Here is a 23,757-nt window from a genome sequence, read left to right as displayed (position 1 = left end):
TCTAGATTATTCGCCAACACAAATCGATAGGCTTGGGTCGTTCTCGCCACAATTGGCAAAGGTGTACCCATGCTCGCGCTTACAGTCTCTTCCGATAACGCAGCCAGATTGAAACTCGCCGAGGTGGACGAGCCACAACCTTGCGCGAACGAAGCGCTGGTCTCGGTCCACGCAACCTCGTTGAACCGTGGCGAACTGCGCCTGCTCATCATACGTCCGAACGGCTGGATACCCGGCCAGGACGTCGTCGGGGTCGTCGAACGGGCGGCAGCCGATGGCTCCGGACCGGCCCTTGGCACCCGGGTCGTGGCTTTGGTCGACGAAGCCGGCTGGGCCGAACGTGTCGCCGTTCCGACCGAGCGTCTCGCCGTCCTGCCGGAGGAAGTCGGTTTCGTCTCGGCGGCCACGCTTCCGGTCGCGGGCACGACGGCGCTCAGGACGTTGCGCCATGGCGGTGACCTCACTGGTCTAAAGGTGCTGATCACCGGCGCGAGCGGTGCCGTCGGTCGTTTCCAGATCCAGATCGCCCGTGAGCAAGGCGCGTCTATAACCGCAATCGCCGCCGCCCGGCATGCCGACGATCTCCGTGGTCTTGGAGCCGGGCAGGTGGTCGAGACAATCGAGGGGGCCGGAGGGCCGTTTTCGCTGATCACCGAGTCGGTCGGCGGCCAAAGCCTCGCCCAAGCGATCGAACGAATCGCACCGGGCGGCACCATCGTCATGTTCGGTTCAAGCAGCGGCGAACTCACGCCGGTTGGCTTCCGCCAATTCGTTCCGGGCCACGAGGGTGCGAGGCTTCAGACGTTTGCCTACTACAATTCCGGCTCGGGCATTGGCGCCGATATCGCCTCGCTGCTCACTCTGGTCGCGGCCGGCCGGCTGGAAACCCGCGTCGCCCTGACCATGCCGTGGACAGATATCGCCCAGGCCCTCGACGCCCTGCGACAGCGCAGCTTCAGCGGCAAGGCTGTTCTCACCATAGCCGGATAAGCCGGCCGCTTCGATCGATCGCCCGCGCCCCGGCACGGGCTGGAAATGGCTGACGATATTCATTTTCCGCAACACGCAAATCAAAGCGCCCAGGCGCCAATACCAGGTCAGGAATCTCCAATGACGGTTAGAGAAATTGTCAGAACATCGAGCGGCCAGGGGCTTCTCCTGATCGGCATCATGCTGATCGCATCGACGCTTCGCGCGCCCATCACCGGCGTGGCGCCGATGCTCGGCATGATCCGGCAAACCAGCGGCATCAGCGCCACTGAGGCAGGATTGCTGACCACCCTTCCCTTGCTGGCGTTCGCTGCGATCTCGCCCTTCGCGGCCGGCCTGGCGCGCCGATATGGCATCGAAAGGTCGTTATTCGCCGCGCTGCTTGTTGTCGCGACCGGTATTGTCCTGCGCTCGACCGGCCCCCTCTGGGCGCTGTTCGTCGGCACCGGCACGCTTGGGGCCGGCATTGCTGTCACCAACGTCCTGCTGCCAGGCTTGCTGAAACGCGATTTTCCCAACCGGGTCGCTAGCCTGACCGGCCTCTATGCCATCGTGTCCGGACTTTCGCAGGCATTGGCATCGACAGCCGCAATCCCGCTCGCTCAATTGCCGGGGTCGAACTGGCATCTGTCGCTTGCCTGCACGCTGATCTTTCCCGTCGCGGCCCTGATCGCCTGGGCGCCCCAGCTTCAACCCGCTGCCCCGGAGCGAGCGGCATCCTCCACGCAGGACCGTGGGCACCTCTGGCGCTCGGCCCTTGCCTGGCAGGTGACCGGCTTTCTTGGCCTCACCTCGCTGGTCTTCTACGTGATCGTCGGATGGTTGCCCTCGATCCTGGCAGAAGCAGGTTATCCCCCGGCGATCGCGGGCTCGCTGCATGGGCTGTGTCAACTGGCAATCGCGATCCCTGGCCTGCTGCTCGGCACCGCCGTCAGGCGCATGAAGGACCAGCGCGTCATGGCCATCGGCATGGCACTGACCACATGCCTCTCGCTGCTCGGCCTGTGGCAGCTTCCGGCCCTTGCAGCGCTTTGGATCGCGCTGTTCGGTTTCGGCGCGGGTGCGGCCTTCATGCTGGGCCTCTCCTTCGTCAGCCTGAGGGCCTCGCACAGCCAGGAGGCTGCAGCGCTGTCGGGAATGGCGCAATGCCTGGGCTATTCGCTGGCCGCCGCGGGCCCGCCGCTGGCCGGTCTTGCCCATGATGCGACCGGAACCTGGAACCTGGCCCTAGGCGCCTGCGCCATCGCCACCTTGCTGATGGCGATCCTGGGAAGCCTTGCAGGACGGGCGAGAACGATCTGAGCCAATCGCTCAGCTGTTTCAGGAAACGGGCCTATTGCTTCACAATCGTGAGCCCGGCATCGATAAGCCGTCTCCTGATACTTTGGACGTCGCCCGCAGGAACGTCCCATTGCCACGTGATCGGCGACATTTTCCGTATGACGCCGAACGAGTTCTGCTCAATCCAGCTTTCCAACGGTTTGCCCTCGATCTGTCGTTCCATATGGCCTTTCGACAGCAGGTTGAACGGATATAGATCGCGAAGATTCTGATCCAATTGTCGCCGCGCACTTTCGGCGCGGAATGTCGGACCGAACGAGAACGACTGTCCCTTCATCGCAACCGGTGGACCGTAAAATGTCTTGTCGTCGGTTGCGAAACGGGAAGATGCCGACCCGTGTGCAAATGCCCTCGGCCCCCAGAAATACGGCATCGACAAGCCTATCCCATAGACAGGTTGCAACTCCGCGCAAACCAGCCTGACTATCTTCTGGAATGTCTCATCGGGATCCGGCGCCGCAGCTCTGTCGATATGGATTTCAAAGCATCTGAAGCTATCGAGGGAGCAGGCAATATCGATTGCGAAATCCGACATTGAGTCGGACTTTCTCCTCCAGAGATAGCCGAGCGTTTGCCACTCCTGCTTGTGAAGCACATCACGTTTGACGAAATTTCGATAGAAATAGTCTTTGCTGCGACTGCCAGCGACGACTGTCGCAATATCCGGCTGGGAACCAATAATCTCGACGAGTTCGTCGAGTATGTCCCGCACTCGGAATATGTCGAGCCCTGCGGCCCATTCGTAAATGACGAGCGACCCGACAACGTTGGTTTCCGTGTAGCGCTCGAAATCCTCACTCACACGTGCTGGCCGCCATTGATGTGGATCTCGGAGCCGGTCACATAGGATGCCTGCTGCGAGCACAGGAAGAAGATGATGTCGGCGACCTCGGCCGTAGTGCCGAGGCGCCGCAGCGGAATCGTCTCGACGATCTTGTCCGTGCCTGGCGACAGGATCGCGGTGTCGATCTCGCCCGGCGCGATGGCGTTGACGCGGATGCCGTGCGGGCCGAAATCATGCGCCATTTCGCGCGTCAGCGAGCCAAGTGCCGCCTTCGATGTCGCATAGGCGGTGCCGGCGAAAGGATGCACGCGGGTGCCGGCGATCGAAGTGACGTTGACGATCGAGCCTTTGGCCGCCGCCAGCTCCTTGAACAGGCCGCGCGCCAGCATGATCGGCGCGAAGAAATTGACCTGGAACACGTCGCGCCAGACATGCATCGGCGTGTCGATCGAGTCCATGCGGCTGTTGCCGTCCTTGAGCTTCGGTGAAATGCCGGCATTGTTGACCAGCGCGTGCAACTGCCCGCCATGCGCTTCCAGCCGATGGCGTATCTCCGAGACGGCGACGCCGACATCTTCCTGGTCGGCGAGGTCGACCTTGATGTGGTCCTCCGGGCCTGCCGGCCACGGGCAATCCTCGGCAAAGGCCTGGCGTGAACAGGTGATGACGCGCCAGCCTTCGCGCGAAAAGCGCTTGACCGTGGCGTGGCCGATGCCGCGGCTGGCGCCGGTCAGCACAATGGTTTTTCTGGTGTCGAGTTCAGCCATGTCGCGGTCTCCGGCCGGAGGTGTAGCCGAACACCGTGGCGCTGGCGAGTGGCGGATTGACGCCGCTCAGGCGACCAATGCATGTCGTCCGAAAGTGACCTCGGTTTTGGGAGAACGACATGCATAAAAACAAAGAGCTAAAGCGCGACGCGCTTTAGCGTCAGCCGCCGCCCAGAATATCCAGGATCGAGGTCCGCTTCTTCTTGAGCGGGCCGCCGACACTGCCTGGCGGCACAGGATGCCCGACCGAGGCGGTTGTGCCATTGTCCGCAGGCATGTCGAAGCCATCCGCATCGACGGTCTGGGCGGGACGCACCGCGCGGGCTGGCGTTGGTGCCTGGGCGACAGGCGCGGCTCGCGGAACCGTCGGCGCCGGTGCCTGCTGGCCAACCGACGCTGACGGAACCGGTGCCGGCTGGTTGTTGTCGACAGAGGGTATGTCGTCGGGCACGATCGTGTCGGCCGGCGTCGACTTCCAGGTGCCGGGCAGCGGCCGCACCGGCACACCTTCGTGCGCGGCGACCATGAATTCGTGCCAGGCCTGCGCCGGCAGCGCGCCGCCAGTGACCTTCTTCATCGCCGTGCCGTCATCATTGCCGAACCACACGCCGGTGGTGAGATTGGCGGTGTAGCCGACGAACCAGGCATCGCGCGAATTCTGGCTGGTGCCGGTCTTGCCGGCCGACGGCCAGGCAAAAGCCGCCTTCTTTGCCGAACCGAACTCGACCGTGCCCATCATCATCGAGTTCATCATGCCGACGATCTCGGGTTTGACAACGCGGGGCGCGTTGCCGCCGCCGCTGTCATAGAGCACTTTACCCTCGGCGGTGGTGATGCGGCGGATGAAATGGATGTCCGGCTTGTAGCCGCCATTGGCGAACGGCACATAGGCCGAGGTCAGTTCCAGCGGCGTGACTTCCGAAGTGCCGAGCGCGATCGAGGTGTTGGCCTGCAGATCGGATTGGATGCCCATGCGGTGCGCGGCCTCGACGACGGCGTTCGGCCCGACCTCCATGGTCAATTGCGCGGCAACCGAGTTCAGCGACTTGGCCAGCGCCGTCGCCAGGGTGACCTTGCCAAAATACTTTCCGCCGTAATTGTCGGGTGTCCAGTTGCCGATCCTGATCGGCGCATCGTTGCGCGTGCTGTCGGGCGTGCGGCCGGCTTCGAGTGCCGCCATATAGACGAACGGCTTGAAGGCCGAGCCCGGCTGGCGGCGCGCTTCCGAGGCGCGGTCGAACTGGCTGGTCGAATAATCATAGCCGCCGACCATGGCGCGCACCGCGCCGGAATCGTCGATCGACACCAGCGCGCCCTGGGTGACGTTGAGCTTCTTGCCGCTTTCATCGATCAGCCGGCGGATCGATTGCTCGGCGAGCTTCTGCAGGTTGAGGTCGACGGTCGAGTCGATGACGATGTCGCCGCGCACGTCGCCGATCAGGTCCGGCAGTTCTTCCATGATGGTGTCGGCGACATAGTTTTCCGAGCCCGTCCAGTAGGACGGCGAACGCGTCGCCGGAGCGCTGAGTGCAGTCTTCAGTTCCTTGTCGCTGATCTTGCCCTCGTCGCGCATGGCGGCGAGCACCAACTGCGAACGCTCCTCGGCGGCCTTGGGATCACGCGCCGGCGACAGCCGCGACGGCGCCTTCAACAGGCCGGCAAGCAGGGCGGCTTCCGACAAAGTGACGTCGCGCGCGCTCTTGCCGAAATAGCGCCGTGATGCCGCCTCGACGCCATAGGCACCAGAGCCGAAATAGACCCGGTTGAGGTACATTTCGAGGATCTGGTCCTTGGTGTGCTTGTGTTCGAGCCACAGCGCCAGCAGCACCTCCTGCACCTTGCGCTCCAGCGTGCGGTCGGGTTTCAGGAACAGATTCTTGGCCAATTGCTGCGTCAGCGTCGAGCCGCCTTGCGAAAAATGCCCGCCGATAAGGTTGGTCACCATGGCGCGCGACAGGCCAATCGGATCGACACCGAAATGCGAATAGAACCGGCGGTCTTCGATGGCGATGACGGCTTCCGGAATATAGGGCGACATTTCGTGCAGGCCGACGGCCTCGCCGCCGCTCATGCCCCTGTTGGCGAGCAACTGGCCATCGACCGAAACGATCTTGATGTTGGGGGCACGGTCGGGGATCGACCAGGTCGTCGCCGCCGGCATCTTGGCGCCGTAATAGACGACGACGCCCGCCACCGCGATGCCGCCCCAGATGGCGAGCACGAAGCACCAGTAGAACAGCCGGCCGAGCACGCCGAACAGGCCGCGCCGGCTTCTGCCACGCCCGCCGCGCGAGGATTTCGCCTTCGACGATTTGCGTTTGGCGGAGGCTTTGCGGTTGCTGGGCACGACGCGATCCTCCTCGCTCACCGAAAGACCCGGCTGGGATCGCGCCTGTGGCGGTCCCTCGAAACTGGGCTCGATGCGGCTGTCTCTGCGGTTCGCCATGCGCTACGCTTGCTATCCCCGGTGCCTATGGCGCTTCGGTTGCAGAGTAGATGCGGCGATTTAAGGGCGGGTTAAAGCAGGGTTTATGCACCCTTTTGAAATTCCATACGATTTTCTAAATTTGCTACCGCGCACTACCGCTGTGTGCTGGTCGGGCGCTTTGAGCGGAAGCGATCCCGCCGTCCGATGAGCCGATCATCGATGCGAGAGAGAAAAAAGCCAGCGTCTGCTCTTCGCAAGTCATCGCCACGACGCTGTTAGAACGGTCGATATCGAGGCCTTTGGGGCCGCCTTCTTCGGGACTGGCCCTGCCGCGCTGGAAGGTTTCCTCGTCGAGCACGGCAACCGAACGCGCCGGCGCGCGAGGCCCGTTCCAGCCACCGTCGCCGGCATAGACATGCACCATCCGGCTGCCAGCGTCGGCGACGAGGATGTGGCGATCGTCGTAGGTAAAGCGCACACCGTGCGGATAGCCGGCGTGCTGCAGGACGCCGGCGGGTTCGGTGTCAGGCCCAAGCGAGGAGGACACAAGGTAGAGCTTCACGTCCTGGGTGCCGTGGCTGCTGACAGCGATCCAGCGGCCGTCATGGCTGAGTGCAATGCCGTCCGGTATATCGAGACCACGCTTGAGCAGCCGCTGGTTGCTCGTCATGCGATAGCCGAGCCACCGGTTGACCACGTGCCTTGTGACCAGATGCATGTAGTTGTTGCAGACCAGCAGGCTGACGCGGCCGCGCGACTCGCGCCTGACGGCAATCGAACCCGGCGAATTCAGTTTGCAAGGCCGCCTGCCCTTTATCAGGCGAATAGCTGATATCGCGCGATTTTGGCCGGCCGGTTCTTCGCGCGGCAGGCTGAATATCGCAACCAGCCCGTCGCGGTTGCCGATTGCCAGGGTGCGGTCATCGATGAAATCCAGGCCATGGATTTCGCCCATATTGTCTGATGTCAGCTCCATGAAATCGTGGATCTCGACATCGGGACCATCAGGTCCAGCCTCGATGTCGATGCGCAGGACCAGCAAACGCTTGCGCGCATAGCCGGCAATTACCAGCAATCGATTGTCGGGTGAAAAGCGCAGATCCTCGGTGCGTCCGATCGCCGAAAGTGCCGCCCGCACCGCCGCGCTGACCTTGAAGTTGATCGCGGGGATCATTGGCGACTCAGCCTGGGAATCGAACGACGGAAGGGATCGAGAATTATCCAACTGATCCCCGCCCATTGAAGACTGTTTGCCCTGCTTTGATGTTGCCGACTAGGCCTGATCGCGGGCTCCAGGTTCCAAAGGCTGGAGGCCTGCCGCCTCGCCAAACAGCGCGCTGGCGAAGGCATTGCTCACGCCTCTTGATATGCAGCCAGCCGCTGCGGCCCCAATAGACGGCAGGCTCAGTTCTGCTGGATCGAAATGCCCTTGTCGTCGATCTTGAGCTCGACGCCTTTCGGCTTGGTCTGCTCGCGGTAGGCATAGGCGCCTAGCGCGATGACCACGACGACGAGCGCGCCAATGAGGAGGTAGAGTGTGTTTTGCTTCATGGCGCGCTCTTTCTGATGTCGAGCCTCACGCTCGCTTCAAGACCTTGACCAGCACCAGAAGGATGATGGCGCCGATCGTGGCGTGGATGATGGAGGCGAGAATACCGCCGCCAATGGAGAAGCCGATCCGCGGCAACAGCCAGCCGGCGATGAACGCGCCGACGATGCCAACGATGATGTTGCCGATCAGGCCGAAGCCGAAGCCGGAAACGATGAGTCCGGCGAGCCAGCCGGCAATGGCACCAATGATGATGAAGACGAGCAGGCTTTCGACACCCATAACGATTTCCTCCGAGCAAGAGGGCGAGCACGGAGCGGAAGGCTCCGAATCGGCCCCGATATCAACGGCTTCAGGCTATGCGAAAGGAGCCTTGCTCGCCAGCGGCGCGCTCACTGGTCGTCATCGTCGCTCGCCGCTGGCCGCCAGCTGGTCGGTTCGACCTTTTTCTGGGTGTTGCTATCGGTATAGACCCACCACCCGCCGTCGCGATGTTGCGCGATGGATTCGTTGACCACGCCGTCGCTGTCCTTCCACATGACAGAGACCTTGGAGCCGTCGGTCGGCGCTGTCGATATCGGCTTTCGGTCGGCCATCTTATCCCCCATTGAGCCGTTGAAACTGCGCCGACAAAACGCGGCGGCTGGCATCTTGGTTCCAGTTGGCCACCGGCCAGGATCGCTCAGGCCATCAGCTGTGTGCAAAAATATCCTCTTCGTCCCAACCCATCAGGTCAAGCTTGGCCCGCGTCGGCAGGAAGCGGAAGCAGGCATCGGCTTCCTTTGTCCGCCCATCGCGCGCCAGCCGCCCGGCCAGCACATCGCGCAACCGGTGCAGATAGAGCACATCGGAGGCGGCATATTCGAGCTGCTCGGGCGACAACGTCTCGGCCGCCCAGTCCGACGATTGCTGCACCTTGGACAGACCGACGCCGAGAAGCTCGAAGCAGATGTCCTTCAGCCCGTGCCGGTCGGTATAGGTACGCGTCAGCCGCGAGGCGATCTTGGTGCAGAATACCGGTTCAGGCATCACCCCGAACGCATTGTAGAGCACGGCGAGGTCAAACCGGCCGAAATGGAAGAGCTTCGTCACGTTGCGGTTCTTCAGCAGGCTGACGAGGTTCGGCGCCTTCTTCTGGCCGGGTGCGATCTGAATGACGTCGGCGCTGCCGTCGCCGGGCGAAATCTGCACAACGCAGAGCCGGTCGCGATGCGGGTTCAGCCCCAGCGTCTCGGTGTCGATGGCCACTGCCTCGACATTGTAATGCATGAGGTCGGGCAGATCATGCTTGTGGAAACGGATATCGGCCATTGTCTTCTCCGGTCGCGGCGTTCCCCGTCCTCGCCGCGATCCGGTGAAAAATCAACAGGAAAACGTGTTTTCCGCCGCTCAGCGCGTCAGAGCATCCAGAATGCGCGCCCAGGAGCGCTGGCCCTTGTGGAAGGAGGAGAGCTCGTATTTCTCGTTGGGCGAGTGGATGCGGTCGTCGTCGAGGCCGAACCCGACCAGCAGCGATTCCATGCCGAGATAGGTCTGGAAATCGCCGACCACGGGGATCGAGCCGCCGCTGCCGGTTGTCACCGCCGGCTTCGGCCATTCGTCCGACAGCGCGTTCTTGGCCTTGGCCAGGAACGGCGAGTCGTAGGAAAGCTGGATTGCCGGCGAGCCGCCATGCGGATGGAATTCGACCGAACAATCGGCCGGAATGCGCTCCTCGACGAATTTCTGGAAGGCGGCGCGGATCTTCTTGGGATCCTGCTTGTGGACGAGCCGGAACGACACTTTCGCCGACGCTTCCGCGGCGATCACCGTCTTGAACCCCTTGCCGGTATAGCCGCCGATGACGCCGTTGAACTCGGCGGTGGGCCGCGCCCAGGTCAATTCGAGCACCGAGCGCCCCTTTTCGCCTGACGGGATGGACAGGCCAACGGGTCCAAGGAAGGTCTCGGCCGTTTCGCCCAGCGTCTCCCAGGATTTCAGCACCTGCGTCGGCGTTTCCTCGACACCGTCATAAAACCCCGGGATTGTGATGTGGCCATCCTTGTCGTGGATGTCGGCCAGCACCTTAGCCAAGATGCGGATCGGGTTGGCGGCGGCACCGCCATAGAGGCCCGAATGCAGGTCGCGATCGGCGGCCTTGACCGTGATCTCCTCGCCGACCAGCCCGCGCAGCCCGACGCAGATCGACGGCGTGTCGCGATCCCACATGCCGGTATCGCAGACCAGCGCGAAATCGGCCTTGAGCTCTTCGGCATTGGCCTCGAGGAACGGTTTCAGCGACGGCGAGCCGGACTCCTCCTCGCCTTCGAACAGGATGGTGATCCGGCACGGCAGGTTGCCATGCACCTGCTTCCAGGCGCGGCAAGCCTCGACAAAGGTCATCAACTGCCCCTTGTCGTCGGCCGAGCCGCGCCCGGTGATCACCTTGTGGTCCGGCCCGACCTCTTTGATCGCAGGCGCGAACGGATCGCTTTCCCACAATTCGATCGGGTCGACCGGCTGCACGTCGTAATGGCCGTAGAACAGCACATGCGGCGCGCCGGCCGGCCCCTCATGATGCGCAACCACCATCGGGTGGCCTGGTGTGTCGCGCACGCTGGCATCGAAGCCGATCAGCTTGAGCTCCGCCACCAGCCATTCCGCCGCCTTGCGGCAGTCGGCGGCATAGGCGGGATCGGTGGAGATCGACTTGATCCTGAGCAGGCCGAACAGGCGCTCGAGGCTCTGGTCGAGATTCTTGTCGAGACGGTCGAGAACGGGGAAAACTGCGGACATTTGGCAAGCCTTTCGATTCAGAGGTCGGAACCGTAAAGGCAGAGCGGCGAAACGAAAAGCCCGGGACGATTGGACCACGGCCCGGAACAGCCGCCGCAAGGCAAAAAAGACCGCCGTGGTGGAGGGGGAACCACGGCGGTCTTGTACTCGAAACGATGCGGCAGCCCGGAGAGGGGGGATAGGCTGCCGCAGTTGTCCGGGATAGGCGGGGGACGGGCCTTGCTCCGGACTCGGCGAAAACTGCCGATGACGTGTATTTGGGTCTCTGAACGTGGCGATTCAAGGGCACTAAAATTACACTTTTGTAACGTAGGCGTGATCAGCCGGATCGACTTCGTTCTGTCAGGGTGTTGCCGGAACCGGAGGGTCTCGGTGCCTTTGGCATGGACCAAGCCGTCGCGCCGCGCTATCCCTGCCGGCATGAAAAAAGGCGATCATCTCTTCCTTATCGACGGTTCCGGCTACATCTTCCGGGCCTACCACGCGCTGCCGCCGCTGACCCGCAAGTCCGATGGCCTGCCGGTCGGTGCCGTTTCCGGTTTCTGCAACATGCTGTGGAAGCTGATGCAGGATGCCCGCAACACCGATGTAGGCATTGTGCCGACGCATTTCGCGGTCATTTTCGACTATTCCTCGAAAACCTTCCGCAACGACCTCTACCCCGAATATAAGGCCAACCGTTCGGCGCCGCCCGAGGATTTGATCCCGCAATTCGGCCTCATCCGGCAGGCGACCCGGGCCTTCAACCTGCCTTGCATCGAGATCGAAGGTTATGAAGCCGACGACCTCATCGCCACTTATGCCAGGCTGGCCTGCGAGGCCGGCGGTGACACCACCATCATCTCCTCCGACAAGGATTTGATGCAGCTGGTCGGCGCCACGGTCGGCATGTACGACCCGATGAAGGACCGTCAGATCGGCATCCCCGAGGTGATCGAGAAATGGGGCGTGCCGCCGGAAAAAATGGTCGACCTGCAGGCACTGACCGGCGACTCGGTCGACAATGTGCCCGGCGTGCCCGGCATCGGGCCGAAGACGGCGGCGCAGCTGCTGGAGCAGTTCGGCGACCTTGACGGGCTGCTGGCCCGCGCCGGCGAGATCAAACAGGACAAAAGGCGCGAATCGATCATCGCCAACACCGACAAGGCCCTGATCTCGCGCCAATTGGTGACGCTGAAGAACGACGTGCCGGTGACCGACGGGCTGGACGATTTCGTCCTGCATGCGCCAGACGGGCCGAAGCTGATCGGTTTCCTCAAGACCATGGAATTCACCTCGCTGACCCGCCGCGTGGCGGAAGCGACCAGCACCGAGGCCGGAGACGTTCAGGCTGTAGCGGTGACCGTGGAGCGCGCCGACAACGCGCATGGCCCTGACGTCGGCGCCGGAGCGCCGGCCCGCAGCGGTGCCGAGCCGAGCCAGGCCAACGGAGCGGCAACCACTACAGCGGACACCGCCAAGCAAGGCGACACCCCTTCCCTGCTCTCAGCCTTGCGGCTGGAGCGTGCGGCAACCGGCAAGATCGACACGTCAGCATACCAATGCATTCGCGATATCGCGACGCTGAAGGCGTGGGTCGCCGAGGCGCTGGAGGCTGGTGTCACCGCCTTCGACGTCAGGGCGACGTCGGGCGATCCGATGCAGGCCGAACTGATCGGCATGGCGATAGCCACGGCGCCTGGCCGCGCCGGCTACATTCCCTTCGCCCACATGAGCGGCAATGGTGACCTGCTCGGCGGCGGCGCGCTCGAAAACCAGATTCCGCTTCGCGAGGCGCTGGCGGTGCTGAAACCGCTGCTCGAGGACAAATCGGTCCTCAAGATCGCGCAGAATTTGAAATACGATCTGGTCATCATGAGCCGCTATGGCGTCGATGTCGCGCCGTTCGACGACACGATGCTGATCTCCTATGTGCTTGATGCCGGCACGCCGCATGGTCACGGCATGGACGCGCTTGCCGAGAAATGGCTTGGCCATACCCCGCTTGTGCTCAAGGATGTGACCGGCTCCGGCAAGAGCGCCGTCGGTTTCGATCAGGTCGACATCGACAGAGCGACCGCTCATGCCGCGGAAGACGCCGATGTGACGCTGCGGCTCTGGCAAGTGCTGAAACCACGGCTTGCCGCCAAGGGGCTGGTGTCGGTCTATGAGCGTCTCGAACGACCGCTGGTGCCGGTGCTGGCGCGCATGGAGCAGCGCGGTATCTCCGTCGACCGGCAGATCCTGTCCAGGCTGTCCGGCGAACTGGCGCAAGGGGCGGCACGGCTGGAAGAGGAAATCTACCAGCTTATCGGCGAGCGCATCAACATCGGCTCGCCCAAGCAGCTCGGCGATATATTGTTCGGTCGCATGGGCCTGCCCGGCGGCTCCAAGACCAAGACCGGGCAATGGTCGACTTCGGCACAACTGCTGGAAGACCTTGCCGCTGAAGGCCATGAATTGCCGCGCAAGATCGTCGACTGGCGCCAGCTGACCAAGCTGAAATCGACCTATACCGATGCGCTGCCCGGCTTCATCCACCCGGACACCAGGCGTGTCCACACCTCCTACGCGCTTGCCGCGACAACGACGGGCCGTCTGTCATCCTCCGACCCGAACCTGCAGAACATTCCGGTGCGCACGTCCGAGGGTCGCAAGATCAGGACCGCCTTCATCGCCGACAAGGGCAACCGGCTGGTCTCGGCCGATTACAGCCAGATCGAACTGCGCGTGCTTGCCCATGTCGCCGAAATCCCGCAATTGCGGCAGGCTTTCGCCGACGGCGCCGACATCCATGCCATCACCGCATCGGAAATGTTCAACGTGCCCGTGGAAGGCATGCCTTCGGAGATCCGCCGTCGCGCCAAGGCGATTAATTTCGGCATCATCTACGGCATTTCGGCCTTCGGCCTCGCCAACCAGCTGTCCATCCCGCGCGAGGAGGCGAGCAACTACATCAAGAAATATTTCGAGCGCTTCCCCGGCATCCGCGACTATATCGAGGAAACCAAGGCCTATGCCCGCGAGCACGGCTTCGTCGAAACCATCTTCGGCCGCCGCATCCATTATCCGGACATAAGATCGTCCAATCCCTCGCTGCGCGCGTTCAACGAGCGCGCCTCGATCAACGCCCGCCTGCAAGGCACCGCCGCCGACATCATCCGCCGCGCCATGGTTCGCATGGAGGAGGCGCTGGACAAGGCAAAACTATCTGCCCGCATGCTCCTGCAGGTGCATGACGAACTGATCTTCGAGACGGTAGAAGCGGAAGTCGAGGCGACGATCCCGGTCGTGCGCCATGTCATGGAAAACGCGGCGATGCCGGCGGTATCGATGTCGGTGCCGCTGCATGTCGACGCGCGGGCCGCGAACAACTGGGACGAGGCGCACTGAGGCTATTGGAGGGCCGCGCCGGCCAGGTCGCGTTCCTTCACACCCCCTCTGCCCTGCCGGGCATCTCCCCCGCAAGGGGGGAGATCGGATGTCGTTTCTGGTTTCGCCAATCTCTAATATTGCAGGAATAAGCGTAACGCTGGAGCTGCCAATCTCCCCCCTTGCGGGGGAGATGTCCGGCAGGACAGAGGGGGGTGCTGTCCCTCCAACGTCGAAAGCCTTCAGGCCGCTTCCGCCAAGCACTTCGCACACACACCGCGAAACTCGATCACCGCCTTCTTGGCGGCGAAGCCGGTCGAACGCACCCATTCATCCAGCCGGTGGTCGACGTCGTGATCCGACATCTCGGTCACTTGCCCGCATGTATCGCAGATGGCGAAAGCGGTCATCGAATGGCTGTGATCGTGCGGTTCGGCGCAGGCGACGAAGGAGTTGATGCTCTCCAGCCGGTGCACGAAGCCGGATTTGACCAGCGTGTCGAGGGCGCGGTAGACCTGCAACGGCGCGCGAAAACCGCGTTCGCGCAACTGGTCGAGCAAGGTGTAGGCGCTGAGCGGCCCGCTGGCGGCCTCGAGCTTCTCGAGCACGCACACCTGGTTTTTCGTCAGCACATCCCTTGCCGCCATGGTTCGATTCCAACCTGTCCTGCGTCGCCGGCGCGATCCTCATCGTCGCTTGTCCCCCATCAGATAGCGACGAACAGGCATTTTTGCTACTGTTTCTGCCTGACAAAGACGATATCGCCGCCTTCATGACCCGAGCGTTCGATCGGACGGTACTGCGGCTCCTGATCGGCGTTGCTGACTACCAGCGGCAGGATGTAGCCGTCATAGAGTTCGCGCGCCGAAAACGCATCGTGGTTCATGTCCTCCAGCCCGGTCAGAAGCGCCTTGGCGAAGATCGAATGGCCGGCGCCGCCAGTGTCCTCGACCGGCTCGTTATTGCCCGACGAAATCAGGATACGGGTGCGCCGCTGGGCGAGCCTGAGCAGCGCCCGCTCGCGATCGTCGTCGCCGATCTTCGGCGCCGTTTCGCCACCGCCACGCAACAGCGCGCCGGAAAAGCAGGAATCGGAGATGATCACCACCTTGTTGGCCTGCATGCGCTGTATAGCCTCCGAAATCGTCGACGCCGACAGATAACTGATCGGCACGCCGGCTTCGGCATCGACCGGAACCCAGAAGGCGATGGTGGTCTTCTCCTCGTAGATGCCATGGCCGGCGAAGTAGATCAGCACGGTGTCCTTCTCGCCGGCGACGAGGCCGATCTTGTAGAGCAGCGTCTCGATGTCGTGCCGGGTCGCGTCCTTCAGGAACAGCGGGAAACTGGCGCCGCCCGGCAGCCTGGCTTCGGTGACGAAGCCATAGGTACCGGTCAGCAGGGCGGCGATCGCGTCGGCGTCGGCAAACGGCGTCCGCAGTGTGTCGAAGCCGGTGCGGACGCGGTCATAGTCCTGGTTGGCGATGATGACGGCATAGCGCTTACCTTCGCCCTCGAGCGCCTGTTTGTCGCCCTCGAACAGGAATTCCAGCCGCTTCTCATGCGTACGCCCATCAGCCGTCAAGGCAACGATCTCGACGGTGTTGAGCCCGGCCTTCAGCTTGGACGTATAGGCAAAACGGCCGTCGGCCCTGAGTTCGGCGACCTTGCCATCGACCAGCACCGCCATGGCCGGCGAGGACCAATTGACCTGGCCTTCGATTTCGACCTCTGCCTTCTCCATCGCCGCCGCACCCCGTTTCGGTGTCGGTTTGGTGATGACGATCGGGTCGACCTGCGGCAGGTTGAGCGCCCCGTTCGGAAACAGGGCGAACTCCGGATCGGTGGACTCGACGCGATATTTCTGCCGCATATTGGCTTCGGCCTCGGGCAGCTTCTTCAGGCTTTCCGCCATGGCCCGCACCGTCACGCTGTCCTGGTTCTGGATGACGTTGGCCAGGCGAAAGGTGAAGACACCGTAGGCCGTCTTGGCGCCCTGTTCGCCAAAGGTGAATTCTACCGATTGCGAGTCACCGATGCTGGCGTAGAACACCGCCAGCTGGCCGTGATTGGGCTGCAACGGCGTGGTGGCGATGTAGTCGGCCGCCTGGGCCGTGGCGCTGTCATTGCCGGTATCGAGGCTCCATATCGCGCTGCCGCCAGCCTTTTCCTGCAGGCCGGTGATATCGGCTTCGGAGGCAAAGCTCGTATCGATGGTCGTCGCCACGTCGACCTGCCGGTTGCGCAGATTGGTGATGAAATCCGAGAGATCATGCGCCGAGATGAGTTCAACGACGCCATCCTGCTGCTTGTTCAAGGCGAGGAACAACCCAGCCCGTTCGATCCAGCCGATCGCCTCGGCCGATTTGCGGCCCTGATTGACCATATCGGCCTGCCAGATGTCCTGGATGGAGATATCCTTGTAGGGTTCGCGTATGTCGAGCGGGATAAGACCTTCGATCAGGTCGCGGGCGCGAACGGAATTGCCGCCAAAGTGAAGCAGCAGCCGGTCGCCGCAATTGACGCGCTCCAGCGTCTCCTTGAACATCCTGGCGATCTCGGTGCGGCTGGCAAAGCGGCCGACCATCAAAGCGATGTCGTGGTCGGCAACGCCGCGTGCGACAAGCGAGGTGTAGAGCAGCTTGACGTCATTGTCCGGCCCTTGCAGCAGCGGAAACGGATCGCCCGAATTGATCGAACCGATCAGCACGGCATGCATCCTGGAAGGGACCGAACGATCGCATTTGGGCGCTGCGATCTTCCCTGATGCGTAGTCGACGAGTGGCGTGACGGCGCCCGGCACGTGCGCCAGGAGATAATCGTAATAGGCATCCGCGGCCGCGACAGCCACGGGCGTGGACGGCTCAGGCGCGTTGCCTAGCGGTTTCAGTCCGGCATGCGCAAATCCGGCCGGCAGGATTGTGGCGAACACCGCCACAAACAGCCATGCAATGACCCATTGCGCACCCGTCGCGCGTTCCTGCGGCACCCGCCCGCCCGGCATCGCCATCTCCACCCCAAAACCCAGTCCCCGTAACGATATTGTCGATTGCGCATGATGGAAATGAGGCGAATGGCAAATGTCGGCTGATCCCCCGCACAACATTCAAAATACTGACAAAATCCTCAAGGAGTGTAATGTCGCTTGGAAATTCGATCGGGCTTGGGGAAGCAATCATGATCAAATTGACACGGCGGACGCTGCTTGTCGGCACGTCTGCGCTGACGATGACCGGCATGGTGTCGTTTCGAGCCCGCGCCGCATCGCGCACCTACCATGCGCTGCTGGTGGCCTGTACCGAATATCCTGCCCTGCCGCAGAGGAATTGGCTGATCGGGCCGAAGAACGATGCCGGCCTGGTGCACGAGTATCTGCTGAAGAATGTGCCCGACCCCGTGCGTTTCGCGCCGGAGAATGTCACGCTGCTGGCCAAGGACGTGCCTGGCGCCAATGGCTTGGCGACCCATGCGGCGATCAAGACGGCGCTTGCCGACCTCGCTGCCAAGGTTCAGCGCGACGATTTCGTCTACCTGCATCTGTCCGGCCACGGCGCCCAGCAGCCGGAGAGGGTCAAGGGCGACGAGACCGACGGGCTCGACGAGATTTTTCTGCCTGTCGACATCGAAAAGTGGATCAACCGCGATGCCGGCGTGCCGAACGCGCTGGTCGACAACGAAATCGGCGACGCGCTGGACGCCATCCGCAACAAGGGCGCCTTTGTCTGGGCTGTCTTCGACTGCTGCCATTCCGGCACCGCGACACGCGCAGTCGAGGTCGACGATGAGCTGGAACGCAAGGTCGAGTTCGCCGACCTGGTCGGCGGCGACGAGGCGGCAAGAGCGGCGGCCATCAAGACCTATGAGGACACGGTCGCAAGCGCCTCGCGCGGCCTCGACGAGAATGGCGCGCGCAAGCCCGCCTTCAACCTGACGCCGACCGGCGGCGAGCCGATCACCAAGGGCAAGCTGGTCGCCTTCTATGCCGCCCAGACGGTGGAGACCACGCCGGAGATGCCGCTGCCCAAGGGCACGACGGACGCACCACGCTTCGGCCTGTTCACCTTCACCATCCTGTCGAAACTGGCGGAGAATCCAAACGTTACCTATCGCCAGCTCGGCCAGGCCGTGCTGCAGCAATATTCGGCCGACAGCCGCACGCGGCCGACGCCGCTGTTCGAGGGCGAACTCGACGCGCGTGTCTTCGGCACCGACAAGACCGACGCCGTCATGCAGTGGCCCATCGTCGTCAAGGACGGCGAGGCGACGATCGGCGCCGGCCTGCTGCATCGCCTCACCCCGGGCAGCAAGCTCGCCATCCTGCCGTCGGCGCTGTCGGCGCTGTCCGACGCAGTCGGTTATCTCGAGGTGGAGTCGGCAAAAAACCTGGAGAGCCACGTCAAACCGGTCGAATTCGAGAAGAAGCCGGCACTCAAACTGGCCGACATTCCCGCCAACGCCTATGCGCGGGTGGCGGAGATCGCCGTCGACTACAAGCTCACTGTCGCGCGACCGGCCGCAACCAAGGGACTGGAGAAGGAAGCGGCTCTCGTCAATTCGGTGCTCGACGAACTGGCCGCGGCCAAGGAGACCGGCTTCAACATCGAGCTGGTCGATCCCGGCAAGAGCGCTGAGCTGCGCTTCGCGGTGATGCGCGAGAACGCCATTGAAGGCGCCACCAAGGACGCGTCCGACAAGCCGGCGCTGTGGTTCCTGCCGGCATCGGGCGACGTGACCCTGAAGGACGGCGGCAAGCCGCCGCTGATCATCATCCATCCGGACGATCGCCAGAAGCTGGTCGACGCCACGACCAGGAATTTGCGCACCATCTTCCGGGCCACCGGGCTGTCGCGGCTGGCGGCCGCCTCCGACTACAAGCCCGAGGATGTCGACGTCCAGTTCCAGATCAAGCGCCGCGACAAGGATGGGCTTGAGCCGTTGCAGGCCTCGGCGGTGCCGCGCGCCTCACCTGGCGACGAGGTGCATGTGCTGGCCAAGAACAGCTCGGACCAGCTCGTCGATATCAACGTGCTCTATGTCGGCAGCGACTATTCGATCACCCATATCGTCGCCGAGCGCCTCGCCCCGCAGGCAACGCTCGAGGAAGGGCTGCTCGCCTTCACCGACACGAGCTTCGGCATGGAACGGATGATCGCGGTGCTGACCGAGGCGCCGCCGGAGAGCGAGAAGGAAGATCTGAGCTTCCTGGCGCAGGACGGCGTCGCCTCGATGACGCGTGGCCTCGGCCCCGCCAGCTTCTCCGACATGCTCGCCGATATCGGCGCAGCGCCGCCGACCCGCTCGGTGATGCGGCTTGCCGACAAGAGCGGCCCGAAGGGCGCGGTGATGATCTTCCCGATGGAGACGGTGCCACGCGCCTGAGCTCCGGCGCCAGGGCCGCACGGCGCTGTCGCGCCGGCTCTTGCACGATTGGCGTGATATGAGAACATTCCGGCCGCAGCCATGGTGCATGATGGCCGGACAAAAGCAGATAGGATCGATTGTGAAGAACTCTGTGTTTTCCTGGCGTGGAGCGATGGCCGGTTTGGCCGGCAGCCTGATGCTGATCGCCAACGCTTCGGCAGAGGACGCTTGCGGCCTGTGCGTCAAGCAGATCGTCACCAACTCGGAATTGGCGACGTGTTTTCTCGACCAGTATGACCAGATCGCCAAAAGCAACGGCAACGCTGTCGTGGTCGACCTCTCAAGCTGTGCCTCGCGCGGCATCGTCGAGGCATTGCCGTCACCGACAAAGGCGCCTGCGGAACCGGACGTGCAGTTTATGGTTTCGCGCCCGCAACTGCAGTGCCTGAAGAAGCAGCTGGAGGCGCCGGGCGTCGTGCTTGATCCCTCCGCCACCATCGAACTGGACAACTGCAAATGAAGAGGCCGGGGGGCACGACAAAGCAGGCACCGATGGCCACGCCCGCCAAGGCGACGGCGGCAAAGCAGACGCTGCCGGAAACCACCGAAGGTTTTCCCTGGCCGAGCAGCCACGAGATCAAGAAGGAGAGCAATCCCTTCACCGATCGCGACTGGCGCATGCTCGTCTATGCCTGGTCGGGCATGGCTGTGCGTTTCGCAATCATCTTCACCCTGGCATTTTCGGTCTACCAGTTCCTCGCCAACCAGGAGCAGAAGCGCGTCGAGCAGACCATGTCGCTGGTCGAGCTCTGGGAGACCAAGGACTACCAGCAGGCGCAGCGAGCGCTGAAAGATCGGCTCGCGGCCCTCAATGCCAAATACGACAATCTGCTCAGCGCCAATCCTTCGCCGACCGAGGAGCAGGTTTTCCGGCAGCGTATCGGCATCGAGGCAATGACCGCCGCTGGCGGCGATATGCCGCTCGCCGATTTCAACGAGAATTTCGACCGCATCGTCTATTTCCTCAACCGCCTGGCCTTCTGCGTCGATGGCGACCTCTGTTCGCGCAAGGTGACCGACGCCTATTTCCGTGACTATGCGGTCTCGTTCTGGAGTTACTTTGCCGGCTATATCGATAAGCAGCGCAAGGCCGGTTCGCCGACTTTTGCCACGGCGATCGAGGCCTATGTGCGCAACGGGCAACCGGCGGCCGAAGCCAAATAGCGATGGGAAAGGCCGGGATCCGCGTTCGCCTCATGCGCGCCTGTCGCTGGCTCGTCGTGGCTGCAGCGTTGGTCACGGCCTCGGTCGCCCGCGCCGAGGACGCTCCGGATTTCCATCTCGATCTCGACACATCAGGCCATACCGCCCGGATTGCCGACCTCGCCTTCACACCCGATGGCGAGGATATCGTCTCGGCATCCGACGACAAGACCATCCGCATCTGGGACTGGCAGAGCGGTGTAACGCTACGCACCATACGCGGCTATCTCGGCAATGGCAGCGACGGCAAGGTCTTCGCGGTCGCCGTCTCGCCGGACGGCAAGACGATCGCCGCCGGCGGCTATTTCGGCGCCAGCCTCGGCGACAAGCCACCCTACGGCGACATCAGGCTGTTCGACTTCGCCAGCGGCAAGATCAAGGCCGTGCTCAAGGCCGCCGACTACGCTACCTATGACCTGGCTTTCTCTCCCGATGGAAAAACGCTTGCCGCCGGTGGTGCCGACGGCGTCGTCTATCTCTGGAAACAGGACGACAAGGCCACCTCAGGCTGGACGCTGGACAAGAAGCTAGACGCCGATTCCTGGCACATCGACAAACTGGCCTTCGCCGCGGCGGGAGCCCGGCTGGCGGCGACCACGACTGACAACGGCATCCGGCTCTGGGATGTCGCCAAGGGCGAGGAGATCGCCTTGCCGGCAGACGCCGAACCATTGCGGGACATCAGCGTCATGGCGCTGGCCATCTCGCAGGACGGCAGCCTGTTCGCCACCGGCAGCAAGGACGGACAGGTCCAGCTCTGGCGCGCCGCCGACGGCACGCTGGTGCGCGCCATGCCGAGGCAGGATTTTCTCATCGGCTCGCTGACCTTCGCCAAGGGATCGCGCCTGATCGCCTCCTGCGGCTATCGCTGCGCCGACAAGAACCGCTCCATCGTCTGGAACACCGACAGCGGCGAGAAACTGCTCGACTATGCCGGCCATGACGGCACGGTCTATGCCAGCGCCGCCAATGCCGACGGCTCGCTGGTGGCGACCGCCGGCGGCACGCGCAACGCCATCCAGGTCTGGGACCCGGCGACAGGGGAACGCAAGGCCTTGCTGCAAGGAGTGGGGGAGCCGGTGACTGCCATCGGCATCGACGCGGCGAAAGGCATCATCGCCTGGAGCAATGCCAACCCCTGTCCCGAGCGCGTGGCTTGCCCGGAACAGATGGGTGCGCTGGACAAGGGACTGGAGCTGCCCACCACCGAGCGGTTCTTCGAGGGTCCGCAGCCGTTGACGGAGCCGGGCTCGTTTGCCCGCGCCGCGCTGAGCGACGGTGAGTGGTCGCTGCACGCCACTCAAGGCGGCAAGGACGCACTGGAAAACGCGGTGCTGGAGATCGCCAATGGCGGCAAGGTGGTGCGCTCGATCGTGAACGATGCCACCAACGGCTTTGTCCATTCCGCCTTCACGCTGATCGATAACGGGCTTGGCCTGATCACCGGCGGCAATGACGGCACGCTGCTGGAATACAAGGCCGCGACCGCCAGGGTCTCCGGCGAATTCACTGGCCATACCGGCGAAATCAACGCCATGGTCGCCTCGGAGAAGGCCGGCCTTCTGGTCACCGGCAGCGCCGACCAGACAGTGAGGCTATGGAACCTTAAGACGCACGAGCTGATCGTGTCGATGTTCTTTGCCGGCTCGCAATGGATCGCCTGGATGCCTCAGGGCTACTATTATTCCTCCGACGAGGGCGACAAGCTGATCGGCTGGCAGGTCAACCAGGGCCGCGACCATGAAGGCCGCTTCATCCGCGCCGGCCAGTTGAAGAAATATCTCTGGAGCCCGGAAATGGTGCGCCGCGCCATCATCTTGCGCAGCGCCAAACAGGCGGTGAAGGAGATGCGGCCGGGCGTCGACAATGAGTTGCAGAAGCTGTTGCAGCGCAAGCCGCCGGAATTCGGCATCCGCATCGCCGACGACCAGAGCAAGGTCCGCGACGGTTATGTCGCCGTCGAGATCTCAGGCGCCAAGGAAGCCGGCACCGATATCGCCGGCTTCTCGATCCTGTCGAACAGCCGCAATGTCGGCGACATTGCCACGCATTCGGCGGACGGCAACAAGACCATCGTCGAGATCCCCGTCGAGAATGGCCAAAACACCATCCGCATCACCGGGACCAACGAATATGGCTACCTGACCGAGCGCAGCGTGACGGCGCTGGCAAGGAAGGTCGAGAAGGCCGAGGCCAAGGGCAAGCTCTATGTCGCCGTCATCGGCGTCGACAAATATCCCTTCCTGACCGACGCCTGCTCCGGCCACGCCTGCGACCTGCGCTACCCCGTCGACGATGCGACAGAATTTCTCAAAGTGATCGCGCAGAAATCGGCGCCTTTGTTCTCATCGATGGAGACGCTGGTTCTGGTCAACCGCGAGGCGCTCGACGAGAGCCCCGACAAGGCGCAGCAGACCTACACGGTCGCCAGCGCCGACAACATCATGGAACCGGACTCGCACACGATCGACGACCAGCTTGCCGATTTCCTCGACAAACCCGGCGAGCACGACACCACCATCATCTTCGTCGCCGGCCATGGCATCAACATCGACGAGGACTACTATTTCATCCCGACCGACGGCCGCAAACAGGATGCCGACCGCTGGAAGCGCTCCTCACTTGTCGACTGGGGTGATATCCAGAAATCGGTCGAGCGGGCCAAGGGCATGCGCTTCATGCTGCTCGACACCTGCCATGCCGCCAACGCCTTCAATCCGCGCCTGGAAAAGGACGCGCAGGACGCGCGCATCGTCGTGTTCTCGGCAACCGCGGCCAACAACACCGCCGCCGAACTGCCGGAACTTGGCCACGGCGTCTTCACCTATTCGGTCCTCGAAGGCCTGCGCGGCAAGGCAAGAACCTCCGATGGCGGCGTCACGCTGTTCGGCCTCGCCGATTTCATTTCGCGCGAGGTGGTGCGGTTGACCTCGTCGAAGCAAAAGCCGTTCTACTATGTCGGCGGCGTGGAGAACATTGTTCTGGCTGAGCCATGAGGGGGCCAAGTCTGCGCCAAGCCACCCCCTCTGTCCTGCCGGACATCTCCCCCGCAAGGGGGGAGATCGGCTGCTTCAGCTGATACGCCTACTTTTCAACGTTAGAAATTGGCGAAAGCAGTGGCGACATCTGATCTCCCCCCTTGCGGGGG

18 protein-coding genes are annotated in these 23,757 nt (G+C 63.1%); 7 read left to right on the top strand and 11 right to left on the bottom strand.

The window, feature by feature from the left end; genetic code table 11:
- The first annotated feature begins 69 nt into the window (after positions 1-69).
- Together AC56QX_RS10940 and AC56QX_RS10935 are read left to right on the top strand one after the other, a co-directional pair.
- The gene (locus AC56QX_RS10940; RefSeq protein ID WP_497115861.1) at positions 70-990 is read left to right on the top strand and encodes a zinc-binding dehydrogenase; all 921 of its coding nucleotides are present in this window, start codon (positions 70-72) and stop codon (positions 988-990) included.
- A gap of 120 nt (positions 991-1,110) precedes the next feature.
- Positions 1,111-2,292, top strand: a complete 1,182-nt coding sequence (locus AC56QX_RS10935) for an MFS transporter (protein ID WP_497115860.1) — start codon at positions 1,111-1,113, stop codon at positions 2,290-2,292.
- A 31-nt stretch (positions 2,293-2,323) separates the two neighbouring features.
- On the opposite strand, the gene AC56QX_RS10930 is transcribed toward AC56QX_RS10935, so the two are convergent.
- From AC56QX_RS10930 to AC56QX_RS10890, 9 genes are all read right to left on the bottom strand, one after another.
- Positions 2,324-3,133: a hypothetical protein gene (locus AC56QX_RS10930; RefSeq protein WP_497115859.1), complete on the bottom strand. Its 810-nt coding sequence runs from the start codon at positions 3,131-3,133 to the stop codon at positions 2,324-2,326.
- Positions 3,130-3,882: an SDR family NAD(P)-dependent oxidoreductase gene (locus AC56QX_RS10925; RefSeq protein ID WP_497115858.1), complete on the bottom strand. Its 753-nt coding sequence runs from the start codon at positions 3,880-3,882 to the stop codon at positions 3,130-3,132. The genes AC56QX_RS10930 and AC56QX_RS10925 overlap by 4 nt, the downstream gene beginning before the upstream one ends.
- Positions 3,883-4,042: 160 nt before the next feature.
- On the bottom strand, positions 4,043-6,328 hold the full coding sequence (locus AC56QX_RS10920) for a transglycosylase domain-containing protein (protein WP_497115856.1): 2,286 nt from the start codon (positions 6,326-6,328) through the stop codon (positions 4,043-4,045).
- A gap of 124 nt (positions 6,329-6,452) precedes the next feature.
- Positions 6,453-7,484, bottom strand: coding sequence for a hypothetical protein (locus tag AC56QX_RS10915; protein ID WP_497115855.1), 1,032 nt, complete (start codon positions 7,482-7,484; stop codon positions 6,453-6,455).
- A gap of 230 nt (positions 7,485-7,714) precedes the next feature.
- Positions 7,715-7,861: a hypothetical protein gene (locus AC56QX_RS10910; protein ID WP_497115853.1), complete on the bottom strand. Its 147-nt coding sequence runs from the start codon at positions 7,859-7,861 to the stop codon at positions 7,715-7,717.
- 25 nt (positions 7,862-7,886) lie between these two features.
- Positions 7,887-8,141: a GlsB/YeaQ/YmgE family stress response membrane protein gene (locus AC56QX_RS10905; RefSeq protein ID WP_095199549.1), complete on the bottom strand. Its 255-nt coding sequence runs from the start codon at positions 8,139-8,141 to the stop codon at positions 7,887-7,889.
- 110 nt (positions 8,142-8,251) lie between these two features.
- Positions 8,252-8,455: a hypothetical protein gene (locus AC56QX_RS10900; RefSeq protein ID WP_172224060.1), complete on the bottom strand. Its 204-nt coding sequence runs from the start codon at positions 8,453-8,455 to the stop codon at positions 8,252-8,254.
- 94 nt (positions 8,456-8,549) lie between these two features.
- Positions 8,550-9,170, bottom strand: a complete 621-nt coding sequence (locus AC56QX_RS10895; protein WP_497115851.1) for a ribonuclease D — start codon at positions 9,168-9,170, stop codon at positions 8,550-8,552.
- A 78-nt stretch (positions 9,171-9,248) separates the two neighbouring features.
- The gene (locus tag AC56QX_RS10890; RefSeq protein WP_497115850.1) at positions 9,249-10,634 is read right to left on the bottom strand and encodes a M20/M25/M40 family metallo-hydrolase; all 1,386 of its coding nucleotides are present in this window, start codon (positions 10,632-10,634) and stop codon (positions 9,249-9,251) included.
- A gap of 420 nt (positions 10,635-11,054) precedes the next feature.
- Here AC56QX_RS10890 and polA point away from each other — a divergent pair, with 420 nt between their 5' ends.
- Positions 11,055-14,006: a DNA polymerase I gene (gene polA / locus AC56QX_RS10885; protein WP_497117726.1), complete on the top strand. Its 2,952-nt coding sequence runs from the start codon at positions 11,055-11,057 to the stop codon at positions 14,004-14,006.
- 221 nt (positions 14,007-14,227) lie between these two features.
- Here polA and AC56QX_RS10880 read toward each other — a convergent pair whose 3' ends face one another.
- Complete coding sequence (locus AC56QX_RS10880) at positions 14,228-14,632, bottom strand: Fur family transcriptional regulator (protein ID WP_497115849.1); 405 nt, start codon at positions 14,630-14,632, stop codon at positions 14,228-14,230.
- An 86-nt stretch (positions 14,633-14,718) separates the two neighbouring features.
- A complete protein-coding gene (locus AC56QX_RS10875; RefSeq protein ID WP_497115848.1) occupies positions 14,719-16,989 on the bottom strand; it encodes a caspase family protein in 2,271 nt (756 codons plus the stop codon).
- Between the two features lie 173 nt (positions 16,990-17,162).
- Here AC56QX_RS10875 and AC56QX_RS10870 point away from each other — a divergent pair, with 173 nt between their 5' ends.
- The 4 genes from AC56QX_RS10870 (at position 17,163) to AC56QX_RS10855 (ending at position 23,605) form a co-directional block, all read left to right on the top strand.
- A complete protein-coding gene (locus AC56QX_RS10870) occupies positions 17,163-19,364 on the top strand; it encodes a caspase family protein (RefSeq protein WP_497115846.1) in 2,202 nt (733 codons plus the stop codon).
- 154 nt (positions 19,365-19,518) lie between these two features.
- On the top strand, positions 19,519-19,866 hold the full coding sequence (locus AC56QX_RS10865; protein ID WP_475457266.1) for a hypothetical protein: 348 nt from the start codon (positions 19,519-19,521) through the stop codon (positions 19,864-19,866).
- A gap of 32 nt (positions 19,867-19,898) precedes the next feature.
- Positions 19,899-20,570, top strand: a complete 672-nt coding sequence (locus AC56QX_RS10860; RefSeq protein ID WP_497115845.1) for a DUF4760 domain-containing protein — start codon at positions 19,899-19,901, stop codon at positions 20,568-20,570.
- 56 nt (positions 20,571-20,626) lie between these two features.
- Positions 20,627-23,605, top strand: a complete 2,979-nt coding sequence (locus AC56QX_RS10855) for a caspase family protein (protein WP_497115843.1) — start codon at positions 20,627-20,629, stop codon at positions 23,603-23,605.
- Positions 23,606-23,757: the final 152 nt, after the last annotated feature.

This window comes from Mesorhizobium sp. RCAM 06353, from assembly GCF_059683585.1.
This window is presented reverse-complemented; position numbering and strand designations above follow the sequence as displayed.